General features: G+C 46.7%; 14 protein-coding genes. 3 read left to right on the forward strand and 11 right to left on the reverse strand.

The window, feature by feature from the left end; all coding sequences use genetic code 11:
- Positions 1-22 precede the first annotated feature (22 nt).
- Positions 23-154 carry a hypothetical protein gene (locus AC0WRU_RS22945; RefSeq protein ID WP_476126430.1) on the reverse strand — a complete coding sequence of 44 codons (132 nt, stop codon included), beginning with the start codon at positions 152-154 and terminating at the stop codon, positions 23-25.
- Positions 155-428: 274 nt separating this feature from the next.
- On the opposite strand from AC0WRU_RS22945, the gene AC0WRU_RS22950 reads away from it, so the two are divergent.
- Complete coding sequence (locus tag AC0WRU_RS22950) at positions 429-1,661, forward strand: peptidase (protein WP_476126431.1); 1,233 nt, start codon at positions 429-431, stop codon at positions 1,659-1,661.
- Between the two features lie 407 nt (positions 1,662-2,068).
- Here AC0WRU_RS22950 and AC0WRU_RS22955 read toward each other — a convergent pair whose 3' ends face one another.
- Positions 2,069-2,428: a hypothetical protein gene (locus AC0WRU_RS22955; protein WP_476126432.1), complete on the reverse strand. Its 360-nt coding sequence runs from the start codon at positions 2,426-2,428 to the stop codon at positions 2,069-2,071.
- Between the two features lie 173 nt (positions 2,429-2,601).
- Here AC0WRU_RS22955 and AC0WRU_RS22960 point away from each other — a divergent pair, with 173 nt between their 5' ends.
- A complete protein-coding gene (locus AC0WRU_RS22960; protein ID WP_025683081.1) occupies positions 2,602-2,844 on the forward strand; it encodes a helix-turn-helix domain-containing protein in 243 nt (80 codons plus the stop codon).
- A gap of 240 nt (positions 2,845-3,084) precedes the next feature.
- Here AC0WRU_RS22960 and AC0WRU_RS22965 read toward each other — a convergent pair whose 3' ends face one another.
- From AC0WRU_RS22965 to AC0WRU_RS23005, 9 genes are all read right to left on the reverse strand, one after another.
- Positions 3,085-3,963 (reverse strand): cysteine ABC transporter substrate-binding protein, encoded by an 879-nt coding sequence (locus AC0WRU_RS22965; RefSeq protein WP_476126433.1) that lies wholly within the window; start codon positions 3,961-3,963, stop codon positions 3,085-3,087.
- Positions 3,964-3,980: 17 nt separating this feature from the next.
- A complete protein-coding gene (locus AC0WRU_RS22970) occupies positions 3,981-4,736 on the reverse strand; it encodes an amino acid ABC transporter ATP-binding protein (RefSeq protein ID WP_476126434.1) in 756 nt (251 codons plus the stop codon).
- Positions 4,737-4,754: 18 nt separating this feature from the next.
- Positions 4,755-5,432 carry an amino acid ABC transporter permease gene (locus AC0WRU_RS22975; RefSeq protein ID WP_025683078.1) on the reverse strand — a complete coding sequence of 226 codons (678 nt, stop codon included), beginning with the start codon at positions 5,430-5,432 and terminating at the stop codon, positions 4,755-4,757.
- On the reverse strand, positions 5,413-6,078 hold the full coding sequence (locus tag AC0WRU_RS22980) for an amino acid ABC transporter permease (RefSeq protein WP_476126435.1): 666 nt from the start codon (positions 6,076-6,078) through the stop codon (positions 5,413-5,415). Before AC0WRU_RS22980 ends, AC0WRU_RS22975 begins: the two co-directional genes overlap by 20 nt.
- A gap of 227 nt (positions 6,079-6,305) precedes the next feature.
- Positions 6,306-7,754, reverse strand: coding sequence for a SulP family inorganic anion transporter (locus AC0WRU_RS22985; RefSeq protein ID WP_476126436.1), 1,449 nt, complete (start codon positions 7,752-7,754; stop codon positions 6,306-6,308).
- Between the two features lie 270 nt (positions 7,755-8,024).
- The gene (locus AC0WRU_RS22990) at positions 8,025-8,597 is read right to left on the reverse strand and encodes a hypothetical protein (RefSeq protein ID WP_476126437.1); all 573 of its coding nucleotides are present in this window, start codon (positions 8,595-8,597) and stop codon (positions 8,025-8,027) included.
- A gap of 23 nt (positions 8,598-8,620) precedes the next feature.
- Positions 8,621-10,291 (reverse strand): ABC1 kinase family protein, encoded by a 1,671-nt coding sequence (locus AC0WRU_RS22995; RefSeq protein WP_476128702.1) that lies wholly within the window; start codon positions 10,289-10,291, stop codon positions 8,621-8,623.
- Between the two features lies 1 nt (position 10,292).
- A complete protein-coding gene (locus tag AC0WRU_RS23000) occupies positions 10,293-10,652 on the reverse strand; it encodes a phasin family protein (protein WP_476126438.1) in 360 nt (119 codons plus the stop codon).
- A gap of 97 nt (positions 10,653-10,749) precedes the next feature.
- Positions 10,750-11,388 (reverse strand): ThuA domain-containing protein, encoded by a 639-nt coding sequence (locus AC0WRU_RS23005; protein ID WP_134912104.1) that lies wholly within the window; start codon positions 11,386-11,388, stop codon positions 10,750-10,752.
- A gap of 429 nt (positions 11,389-11,817) precedes the next feature.
- Between AC0WRU_RS23005 and AC0WRU_RS23010 the strand changes: the two genes are divergently transcribed.
- A complete protein-coding gene (locus tag AC0WRU_RS23010) occupies positions 11,818-12,267 on the forward strand; it encodes an AbrB/MazE/SpoVT family DNA-binding domain-containing protein (protein ID WP_476126439.1) in 450 nt (149 codons plus the stop codon).
- The last annotated feature ends 172 nt before the right edge of the window (positions 12,268-12,439 follow it).

A 12,439-nucleotide genomic window follows, 5' to 3' on the forward strand; every position in this document is an offset into this window, starting at 1 on the left:
TCAGCTTCCATTATACCTGAGTTCATAGCCCCTTGAAACCCGCCCCCCCCGGCTGTGTCCATGCCCCACCAATGACAGGCGGCTCACCGCTGTTTTGCGTTTCAGTCTTTTCATGCCAGACTGCCCAAACCTGCGCCGAGGATGATACCATCATACTTAAAAGCCCTATTTTCCTGTAGCATTCTTTTTAAAGGTATGAAAGCTGAGAAGATTATAAAAAAATCCAAAATGGTAGCGCTTTCACTTGTCAGATTCTAATGCAGATGCTATCCTTCAAGTGGGATTGTTACTGAAAAGGCAAAACCCGAGTACATTCGTGTACCCGGAGTTTGTCTTTTTTTGATTCATACGAATGCAACAGCATGCAGTAACATATCCTTACTATTTAGAAAGCGCTTTAAAAATTGACACCAAAGGAGATCAATTTCATGCAAAAAAGACGTTTCGCCCTTGTTTTACTATCTTTCGTGTTCCTGCTCACGATCATTTTCCCGTCCTCCAGCTCTGCCGCAGCATCCGATGTTCCAGCACCACAGGCCACCCTGCTCACTCAGGTACAGCCTTTAGGTGAAGTCGTTTCTGCGGTTGTATTGAAATATAGCACCAATATCGACGGGGCATCCCTGTCCAAATCCAGCTTTCAGGTACAATCTGTACTCAATGATGTATACACAGACAGAACCGTGATTGGTGTGTATACCAACGATACCGGAATCATCGCCAACCGTAGCACTCATGGCAAATATGTCATTATCGAACTGGACATGCAGGACAAAAATGCGGGTACCCTTACTTACAATGCAACAATCGCAGTCAACCAACCAAACGTATTAAATTATTACATTAGTCAGAAACAAGACATTGCAACTCAAAAGAAAACAGTCATTCCAGCCTCACCGCAAACTGTAAACGCAACTGATAAAATGACGCCGATCGTGGACGATTTCCAAAAAAACATCTTTGAAAATAAAGATGGCTACAAGCTGAACTACTTCATGTTCGAGCCTAAAGTAGAATCTGGCGAGACCTACCCGCTGGTGGTATTTCTGCACGGAAATGGCGAGCGTGGTGATGGAAACGGAGTAAATCTGCTGGCCAATGCCGGGGCCGTTACCTGGGCTTCTCCTGAGCAGCAAGCTAAACACCCGTCCTTTGTAATCGCTCCACAAAGCCAGATTGACCCGGATCATAAATTTATTTGGGCAGATGAGCCGCGCAACAGTGCTGTAGCTGATTTGGTACGGGAAACGGCGTTAAAATACCCGATCGACACTAACCGAATCTATATTGTTGGTATTTCTCAAGGGGCTATGGGAACGTGGAGATTGTTGGAGAAAAATCTTGATTTGTTCGCCGCAGGTGTGCCGATTGCCGGTTTGACCAACTATGAAAAAGCCGTTAACATGTATGCCCCTGTTGATCCTAAACACGTCGAAGTACTGAAAAACGTCCCTATTTGGGCCTTTCATGCCGTAGACGACACCACGGTAAGCCCTAAAAACACGCAAGAAATGGTTGCTGCCATTCAGGCGCAAAATGGAAATCTCATTCATTTTACTGAATACGAAGCAGGTATTATTAAACCCGTAGGACATTTCTCCTGGGTTCCCGCTTTGCAAAATCAGGATATGATTGAGTGGCTGTTTGCACAAAAGAAATAAAATGATGTTTGTATATAAACCGAACTTAAAAGTTTCATATCATGCCACTACGCAGTCGGATAGTGCTTCCCATCGCCACCGCCCCCGGATTTCTTGAATAAAGCCTTTCACAAGGGTAGAAATCCGGGGACAAAAGCGACCGCTTCGCTTGTACAGCACTATTCCGCCTACTCCGTTTATATGTTCATTTTTGAACTTGGCTTATATACCTCTAAAAATAAAGCGCCTGGCGGTTCGATACCCGTCTGGCGCTGTTTTGCTATCTAAAGAAGGCACCTAAAGGATATTAGTAAATATGTAGCTTGCGTATGGTGGAGTTTATTTCACCCTTTTACGCTTGTGTGTTACATTATATATAAGTAAAGCGAGAACAAAAATTCGAATCAGAATTTACGTTCGCCATTTTTTCATAGTCCTTTGTTCCGAACTAAATCAAAGTCTATATCTTCCCGACATGTATTCCATAACAGTTCGTCTGTAAGAAAACTTAATGCATCCATGTTGCGCAATCGTTCGACCAACTCAGTAATCACATCTATGTCTTCACGTTGTACATGCCTTGCAAGAGTGATGCCACCCGTATCGCCGTCAACATATAGATGGGAATGATGTCTTTCCTTTTTTACATGTCGAAGGGTAAGCACGCTATTGTCGATCATCATGACGTAACGTTCCTTGACCAGATAGCCCTCAAAAAGCTCATACATATGCGGAAGATCGCAGGGACCAAGAATGAGACTTACTTTTTCAAAATTACTTTTGTTCATTAGAATTTAGCTCCCTTCACATCTTTTACATTGTCCTCTATGAGAGGTTGTTAAGTTGAATCCCTAATATATTAAGCCTTTAAAGTACAACCTTTGTAGTTATTCTATATCTTTTCAGGATAAACTTCAATGGTTAATATTCTTCTATCTAAATTTTTTAATGAGGTGTATGTATGGGAATTACTTTCAAACTTGAAGAATTGCTTCGAGAAATCGGTATTACTAAAAACGCTCTTGCTCGTGAGGCCAAAATCAGGCCCAACACCATCTATGAAATGTGTAACAATACATCCAAGCGGATCGAATTTAAAACGTTTAATACAGTAATGGAAACGCTGATTCGTCTTTCTGGTCGTCCGTTAACCCTGCACGATGTTCTCGAATATATACCTGAAGATGAATCGGAGAATCATTGATTCCATTTGAATAAAGACCCGTAAGAAGTCACTTTGGTACAGTGTCTATCTTACGGGTCTTATTTATTCTTTAAATCCATCGCATATGTACTTAGATAAGCTATGAAAACTTTAAATAGTTATGTTAAATATTAAAAATATTGTTAATCGAATCAAAGCAAAAAGACCCTATTCTTGGCATTCTGGGTCTTTTTGCTTTAAAGGAATTCATTTCTGTAGAACTCACTTATATTCTAAAATTTATTTCACTTTGCCGCCTTCTACGACCAATTGGTCTGTGAAGCCTTCTCCGTAAACGGAGGTCAGTGTGTTCTTGTAGGCTTGATGGACAAAGTTTTCCCTACCCAGCGTATCCAGCTCATTGTTGATCCAATCCAGCAGCTCTTTATTTCCCTTCGCTACTGCGGGGGCAATGGTATCCTGGCCGCCAAAGGCCGGAATGGTTACGGTGAAGCCGGGGTTGGCTTTTGCCCAAGCAATCAGCTCTGTATTATCGTTAGCGATGGCAGCGCCGCGCTTGTCTTTGAGAGCTGAGAAAATTTCTGTGTACTGATCGAATTTGAGCAGCTTGATGTCAGGATAATTTTTCGTAAAATAGGTCTCAGCCGTCGTTCCTTTTGCGACAATCAGCTTCTGATCCGAGTCCTTCAATTGATCAATCGTGGTGATCGGAGCGCTGTCGGGTGATACAATGCCAAAGGATAATTTCATGTATGGATTAGCAAAATCCACCTTTTCTTTGCGCTCGTCCGTTACGGTAAAGTTAGCCATGATAATGTCTACCTTGTTGGATTGCAAATAAGCGACCCGGCTGGCGGCATCCACCAGAACGAACTCCACCTTGGACTCATCGCCCAAAAGATCCTTGGCAAATCGTTTCGCAATATACACGTCAAAGCCCTGATTCTTCCCTTCCGAATCCACGTAGCCAAACGGAGGCTTATCCGCGAAAACACCAATTCGGATTTTGCCGTTCTTTTTAATGTCCTCAATCGAAGCAAATTTTGCCGAGCCTGAACTGCCGTTGGCATTGCCGCCAGCTCCCGCGCAGCCCGTCAATCCGATAAGCAGCAGGCTTACAGCCAGCAATAATGCAGTTAACTTCAACCCTTTTTTCATCGTATTTATCCCCCTGTTTATGTAGTTTCATACTGAAATATATCCAGAAATTGCTGGGCACGCTCTGTTTCCGGTTGGGTGAAAAATTGCTGTGGCGTGGTCATTTCGCATATTTGTCCTTGATCCATAAAAACGATGCGATCCCCCACCGACTTGGCGAATCCCATCTCATGCGTCACGATAATCATCGTCATCCCCTGTCGTGCCAGCTCCCGCATCACATCCAGCACCTCTCTGACCATTTCCGGGTCCAACGATGCTGTCACTTCGTCAAAGAGCATAATTTCGGGGTTCATACACAGTGCGCGTACAATCGCAATCCGTTGCTTTTGTCCGCCTGATAACTCTCTCGGATACGCATCTTTGCGATCCAACAGACCGACCCGCTCCAATAATTGCTCCGCTTGCTTGAGCGCTTCCTGCTTGTTTCTTCGTTGCACTTTAAGCGGGCCTAGCAATATATTTTCCAAGACGGTCATATGGGGAAACAGCTCATAGTTCTGAAATACCATCCCGATATGCTGCCGTACCTCCCGCCAATTCACTTTTTTGTCCGTAAGATCCTGTCCTCTATATCGGATTTCTCCGCCTTGGACTGGTTCCAGACCATTGAGGCATCGCAGAAGTGTGCTTTTTCCGCAGCCCGAAGGGCCAAGAACGACCATGACCTCCCCCTTCGTTACCTCCAGATCAATCTGTTGGAGTACCTTTCGGTCACCGAAGCTTTTGTCCAGCCCTCGAATCTCCAGCAAAACCTCCATAGCTTCTGCCATGACTCCCACCCCATCCTGCTAATTTTGCCATCTGCGTTCGAATCTCTTGGAAAGTCTGGACAACGGATAACATACGAGAAAATATAGTATAAAAATAAAACCGTACACCCAAAAGGATGCCGCTGGCGCTTTAATCACGCCAAGCTCAATAATCTGTTGTCCGACCTTTACCACCTCTACCACGCCGATCAACACCACCAATGACGTCGTTTTGATCATCCGTGTCGCCAGATTAATAGAACCCGGCAGCATTCGGCGTACCGCCTGAGGAATGAGCACATGACGGTACAATTGTCCATACGTCAGACCGAGCGCTTGCCCGGATTCCACTTGATGCTTGGGCAACGATTCGAGCGCACCACGAACGATGTCACCGATCTCCGCCGCACCCCAAAGGCTAAACACGATAATCGCCGTTAGTTCCCCGCTAATGTTCACATTCAGCAAAGGCGTAAAGCCAAAGTACACCACATACAGCCATACCAAAATCGGAATGATACGAAATGTCTCCAGATAAAAACGTAATACGAATCGAATCGGACCTGACTTTAAAGTGCGCAATAGCCCCATTACGATGCCCAGCACTGTGCCGATCACAATCGAAATAAACGCAATTTCCATCGTAACGAGCAATCCACCTAACAGACGCTCAAAATTAGAACCTTCAAAAAGCACATTAATCCCCGAATTCTGCATATCGCACCTTCCTTTCCACCCATGTCAGCAGCATCGACAAAGGCAAAAGCAGGATGAGATAAGCCAGCACCAGCAGAATCAGCGATTCCGCCGTTTTGTAGTACATGCCGATCAGGTCTTTTGCCACATTCATAATATCTAGCAAAGCAATGGCGCCAACAATGGAGGTTTCCTTGAGCAGAAAAATCGCATTCGCACCCAACGATGGAACACTGATAGCAAAGGCCTGCGGCAAAATAACATATCGCGCCAGTTGCACCTTGGACAGTCCCAGGCTAAGCCCGGATTCCGTCTGCGTTTTACTCACTGCTTCAATTCCACCACGGAATGCCTCTGCCATATACCCTCCGCCCAAAAAGGTCATACCGACGATGGCACACGTCATTTCGCTCATATGCAGACCTATTTTGGTAAAGCCATAATACAGAAAATACAGTTGTACCAGCAGTGGTGTATTTCGGGAAAGCTCGATATACGCTGTAATAATGCCGCTGACGCCCTTCACCTTGTAATACAACACAATACTGCACAACAAACCGACGATCAGCGAAAAGAGGATGGCCCAAAAAGCAATTTTCAATGTAAGCCACATCGCCTCACCATACAGCGGCAAGCTCTCTACGATAAACTCCCAGTCTAGATTCATATGTACATACCTTTCAATTTTCAATTTTCAATTAATCCTATGTATTTTGTAAGTTTAATAACAATGATTGTATTCCAGCCTAATTATTACGTCAATACTTTGATGAAAATTTGTCGTATTTATCTATGATTTAGGAAGAAAAACTTTGTTATGTTTCAGAAATACATGCAAAAAAGCCTGAAATGGTTAAATTCCATTCCAGGCTTTGGTCTATTCTATACGATTTATCACACCAGTGGCTCCGTAGCTACAGGGCCGCCGAGCTTTTCCACAATCAAGCGGCTTTCCTCGTTCAGTCCCCGCAGGGTAATCAATTTACCGGATTTCGTGTACTTTTGCAGCACCTTCCCAATGGCGGTTACCGCAGAATGATCCCAAATATGCGATTGGCTGAAATCCACCACAACGCGCTTCGGATCATCCGAAGGTTCAAAATGGTCGACAAAATGAGTCGTCGAAGCAAAAAACATCGGACCTCTAACATGGTACACCTTTTCATCGTTGTCCTCTGTCGCGCTGATGCGGATTTTAGCCATTTTCCAGCCAAAATGCAGGGCACTCAGCAATACGCCCACGATAACTCCCTTGGACAAATCATGCGTAGCCACCACAATGACGACCGTCGTAACCATGATAAATGTGTCCGCCTTGGGAACCTTGGTGATATTTCGGAGCGAATTCCAGTCCACCGTCCCGATACACACCATAAACATAACTCCCACCAGTGCGCCCATCGGTACTTCCTTCACAACCCCGCCGAGCACCAGCAGCAGAAAGGCCAGAAACACCCCTGCCGTGAAGGTGGACAAACGCCCTCTACCTCCCGAGCTGACATTAATAACGGATTGTCCAATCATGGCACAGCCACCCATACCGCCAAAAAAGCCATTTACAAAGTTGGCAATTCCTTGCCCGCGGGCTTCCCGGTTTTTATTGCTTTTCGTTTCGGTCATTTCATCCAAAATACTGGCTGTCAGCAGCGATTCCAGCAGTCCCACCAGCGCCATCGTAAAGGAATACGGCAGTAAAATCCACAAAGTATGCAAAGACCACTCAATCTGCGGCAAATGGAATGAAGGCAGTGAGTTGGTCAGCGTACCGATATCGCCTACGGTTTTGACATTTAACCCGAACGCATACGTGATGATCGTCATGATAATGATTGCCGTTAATGGAGCGGGAATGCTTTTCACAAACCTCGGCAAAATATACACAATGAGCAGCGTACCTGCTACCATTGCATACATGATCCAATTGGCTCCATGAAAGTGGGTGAGCTGTGCCATAAAGACGAGGATCGCCAGCGCATTCACAAACCCGGTCATGACCGGCTGCGAAATAAAGCTCATAAATCGTCCTATTTTTAAAACACCCAGCAGCACCTGAATAATACCTGCTAAAATAGTAGCCGCAAACAGATATTCCACGCCATGATCCTTCACCAAACCCACGACTAGCACCGCTACAGCCCCGGTTGCTGCCGAGATCATCGCCGGACGTCCGCCTGCAAAAGAAATAACAATTGCCATTGAGATGGAGGCGTACAGTCCGACCATCGGATTGACACCGGCAATGATCGAGAAGGCAATCGCCTCCGGGATCAGCGCCAGCGCCACGGTCATGCCCGCAAGTATATCGGCCCGGATATTACCGAACCATTGTTGTCTAAGATTCATACGGTCTCTTTCCAGCCTCCTATATTAACGGAGAACCGCGTGTTGACCCGCAGCCCGGTATCGTTCCGGGCCTCCGTCCAGCGGTCAATCGCATAGGCTCTCCTATGATTCGGCTCGTTTCTCTCACACGAACCCGCCGTTACATTCAGTCCATCATTATAACGTAAGGGATTCGCAGAAACGAGTCAGGTAAGAGGCTGTTTAGAAAAAGAAAACAGACGTTTCCTTGGAATATCGCCCGTTTTCTTCATGTGATTCGTTTTCTTATATTTAAAATTTTTGCAACTCCTGTACAAGTTCCAATAGGGCGTCAGAGATATCCGGGTCGGAGCTATGCTGGAGCATGCTCTCAAAATCAGGTAATGCCCGCTTCAATAGCCGATAGCTATAATCGTAATAGCTCCAAAAGGCCACCGGATCATAGCCTCTCGCTTCTTCCTCTTCCCATTCCAATTCATCTTCTTCAGGATCGGTATCTTCTGGCCACAGATATTTTTCATCCAAAAGCACGGTCAGGGATTCGACAGACTTCTGTGAATCAGCTTGTGCATTTTGCATGTCCAATGCCCCGATAACTGCATGATATAACTCTAATTCGGCTAGCGTGATATCATCCGCTTTTCTCGCATGTATATTTCTTAATAAGAAAAGCAACGCCCATGGCGTAACCTGCCACAATGTGCTCTGATGCTCAATCAGATTAGCAATGTCATCATATTTTCCGTCCGATATCAATTGCGGCAGCTCGGTACCCCTGCCATATGGAGTCGTCAGACGGTGCCACGGCACATCGGTGATTTGGAAACTATGAATGGGGATGGTGTTGAACTCATGATTATCCATGGCTCATCCTTTCCGGTCGGTATCTAAAATCTTCCCGATTTAAAAATAGAATACAGTAAAAAAGCAACCATTAAGAGAGCGACAACAAAGCCAATCTCAATCGCAGGCACATTCCACAGCACGGTCGCCTGATGATTCAGCGATGAGCCGATAATCAGGCCGACCATAATAATGCTGAATGCCAGCAGTACGATGCTGAATGACAGGCGATTGCTGATTTGATCCAGCCTGCGCAGGAGCATTTCCAGCTCCGGCACGGTGACCTCCAGCTTGAGCTTGCCTTTGCTGACAATCGAAGCCAGATGCCTTGCCTGCCCCGGCAGCTCCATCAGCGTCTCGATCAGCTCGGTCGCACCGCCCAGCAGCTTGCCCCGGATACGGCGACCACTAAAGCGCTCCTTTAACAGCTTGTTGCCAAAGGGCTCCGCCAGAGCGAGAATGCTAAGATCAGGGTCGAGATGCTCAACGACCCCTTCCAGCGTCAGCAGCGACTTGCCGAGCAGCAAGACGTCTGAAGGCAGGCCGATCCGGTGCCGCTGTGCTGCGCCAAACAGGTCGTTCAGGGCATCCCCGATGCTGACCTGCGAGAACGGAACGTCCGAGTAATCTTCACGCATTTTATCCAGGTCGGCACGCAGCGCGTTCATATCGGTATCTGGCTCAACCAGCCCCAGCCGTTCGATAGCCCGAACCATGGCATCGGTATTTTTGCGTATCAGCGCGATAATGAGGGAAGCGAGATGATTCTTCATCTCTTCACTCAGCCTTCCCATCATGCCAAAGTCCAAATAAGCAAGATTGCCATTTTTCAGGACAAGCAAATTTCCCGGATGAGGATCGGCGTGAAAAAAGCCTTCCATAAAAATTTGATGCAGCATACTGTTGACCAGCCGCTGCGCCAGCTCTTTTAAATCATATCCACGGCGTAATAGCTCTTCGCGATTGCCCAGATGGGTGCCATCCAAGAACTCCATCGTCAACACACGTGAAGAGGTATGGTCCCAATATATTTTCGGAATATCGATATGCGGGTCCTGCTCGAACTGGAGCGAGATTTTCTCCGTATTGCGGGCTTCATGGTTGTAATCCAGTTCCTGAATGAGCGATCTGCCCAGCTCCTCCACCATCTGGCTAAGCTGATAGCGTTCCACCCATTCCCAGCGTTTGACTGCCATTGCAGTCAGTTCCCGCAAAATGTCCAGATCCCGCCGAATGATGCGGTTAACGCCGGGACGTTGGATTTTAATGGCGACCAGTTCTCCGGTGTGCAGCTTACCCAGATGCACTTGGCCAATGGAGGCGGCAGCCAGCGGAACATCGTCAAAACGGGCCATGATATCCTCCAACGACGTATCCAGCTCCTGTTCCAAAATGCCACGTGCGGTTTCAGCGGAAAAAGGCGGCACCTGATCCTGAAGCTTAACCAGCTCACGGATAATCGGCTCTGGCAGCAGATCTGCGCGCGTGCTTGCCAGCTGTCCAAGCTTAATGAACGCAGGCCCCAGATCCTCCAGTACCAGCCGAATCCGTTCACCCAGCGTTTTGGACTCTGGTGTTTCTCTCGTCAGCCACTTGCGGGGCAGCGATAATAGCTGGAACAGGCCCATTTCCTCCACCATATAGCCAAAGCCATGACGCGCCAGCGCCATGGCAATTTGCCGGTAACGACCGGCGTGCTTTATACGAACCGCCATTTTAATCCAGTCGATTCCCTTCCTCAGCATCGCTCGAACCCGTAAGCGCCGCCTTTTCTTTTTCCAGCTCCGCTACCTGTTTTTCCAGGGATGCCACACGTTGCTCCAAACTTGCGACATCATTTTCGGTAGGTACTTCCAGCTCCTGCAAAATGCGGCTAACCTGCTCGCGGATCACCGTTTTGAACTGTCCCTGTTCCTCTGCGCCCCGTTCGATCAGACGATCAACCAGCGCCTTGGATTCCGAGGGTGCAAGTTCTCCCCGGTTCACAAGATCCTCGACGGCTTTTTCCACCTTTTCTTTGCTGACAATGGTGAGGCCCCATCCCAAAGAGATGGCTTTTTTGAACAAATCGCTCATGATATATCCTCCCCTACCTGTGATTACCTATAGTATAACCCGAAAAGGGGACCTGCATAAAGTCCGCAGCTCCCCCCGTTTGACGACATCAGCTATGTTAGCCCGGCAAGCGTCCAGCCCACTTGGCAGCCTGAAGAATCAGCTTACGATATCCTTCATGTTGGAAGCTTGGCTGATTGTGTCCAGGCATCAAGTAGACGACCCGACCCAAGCCATAGGACAACGACCAAGCTGCTGGCCACCATTGGCCCTCGTGTTCGTATTCCATCAGCAGTGTTTTTTCAGTAAACGGGTCAAAATCAAACCGATACGGCTCCTCCTCAATCTCAAACGGTTCAATCCCTTCCATAATCGGATGGTCCGGCTCCGTCACCTTGAAGGACAACTGACCCGCAGCAGGATGCCGCAAAAAACGCGCCCCGATAAGCTGTGCAATTTCATATCGACCTTGCAACGTAATTCCGTTATGCAGTACGAGCAGTCCACCTCCGCCACTGACGTAGGATAGCAGCCCTGCTGTTTGCTGGGGAGACAAAACCTCCTTGCGGCTGTCGCAGTACGAGATGCACAAATCAAATGAGGCCAGGTTTTCCTTGAGCAGCATTTTACGATTTTCACTGCATTGAACCGTCATCCAATCCTGTAAAATATGGCTAATCTCTCCGTCCACCCCTTGTAGCGGGTGAAACTCCGGATACGTATAATCTCCTAACAACAATGCTTTTCTTCTTTCCATGATGAATCCTCCTTGCCTAATCTGTATATAAGGACTTTAAAGGCGATGCCCCGTGTCATTTATTCTTATTTGTGTGGGTCGGGCGCTCAAAAATTTCAATTAGCCCTCACCTGTTGCGCATAACACCGCCATCATCGTCCGAGCTACGGCATATATAAATAATTCTACAGACGGGCTATTAAATCCTTTAGCAGAAGATTATAGCATATATATTCGATCGGAATAAACACATTCAAAAATTTATATGGATGAACACTGGCGAATTAATCGGTTTATGGTATACTCGTAAGAAAAAAAGCGTGTCCATGTGTTTTCTAAAAAAGCTGGTTCGCTTTTTAGTAGAGGTTTATGCTTGCGGTTATAGAATTGTTAAGCATTGCTTAAAACTTATACATTCTATGAATCTTAAAAACCGGGGAGGTTGCATGAATGAAGAGGACTGGAATGACCCGGCCTTTGGACAGCTTGGGACGGATTGTGCTTCCTAAAGAGTTGCGCATGACGATGGAGATTGACATCGGCGATCCATTAGAGTTTTTTATTGAAGACAAGACACTCATGCTCCGTAAGTACAAATCAACCAATTGCATATTTTGCGGTGCGGTTGATACGAACACCTATTTTAAGGACCAGTTTATTTGCGACGAATGTGCAGCTGCGATGAAAACGGAAGATTTGCTTCCGGTCACGGCGGCAGAAACCAATACGGCTCCAATCAAGCAAAATATGCATATGAAAAAGCTTTATCAGCGTACAGATGTTATTCTGGAAAAAATGAGAGAGCTTATGGAAGAGCATCCAGCATCCTCACAAAAACAACTCGCTTCTATGCTAGGCGTGAGTCAGGGAAGGATTTCCCAGTTGAAGAAGCTCATGTGAGCGAATCATCAAAAGCGTAATGAATACGCTTCCATGTAGTGTAAGGTTGAATCTTGCCTAAGTTTAGAAAAGCCGGAACCTTGTGATAAAGGGCACCGGCCTTTTTGCGTACATATCAAGTTCTTCATTTATCCTGTCATGAACTACAGTTGCGATGGGCGCTATATAGCGG

Source organism: Paenibacillus sp. 1-8 (assembly GCF_056316205.1).